Origin of the sequence: Tenebrionibacter intestinalis (assembly GCF_016632365.1) — a bacterium.
Classification (GTDB): Bacteria; Pseudomonadota; Gammaproteobacteria; order Enterobacterales; family Enterobacteriaceae; genus Tenebrionibacter; species Tenebrionibacter intestinalis.
On sequence record NZ_JAEPBH010000183.1, the window covers coordinates 1 to 415 of the forward strand.

The following is a 415-nucleotide window of genomic DNA, read 5'->3' on the forward strand; positions in this document are numbered from 1 at the left end:
TTTATACCCATCTGAACACCACCTCCTGTGGAGGTGGTCAGCAACAGGTTGGCTCTGCCAGTAATGCTACTCATGGGAAAATCCGAATCTGTTATCCCCATAACTGATAAGGATTTAACCATGAGTAGATTCCAGAAAGCATCTCATGTGCTCTGGTGTTGTCAATATCATATCGTATGGACACCCAAGTACCGATTTCGCATCCTGCGTAACAATGTTGGTCGTGAAGTTTATAAACAAATACGGATCTCAAGTGAACAGCTCGGGATAGAAGTGGTTGAGCTGAATGTACAGGTAGATCATGTTCATTTGTTGGTGAAGATTCCGCCGAGGCTTTCAGTATCACATGTAATTGGGCATCTGAAGGGAAGGACAGCATTAAGATTGTTCAGCAAGTTTCCTTACCTGAGAAAAA

1 protein-coding gene is annotated in these 415 nt (G+C 43.1%); it reads left to right on the top strand.

Annotated elements, in window-relative coordinates:
• Window positions 1-120 precede the first annotated feature (120 nt).
• Window positions 121-415 (top strand): IS200/IS605 family transposase (tnpA, locus tag JJB97_RS18400; RefSeq protein ID WP_238715535.1); only part of this gene is annotated, 295 nt, incomplete at its 3' end.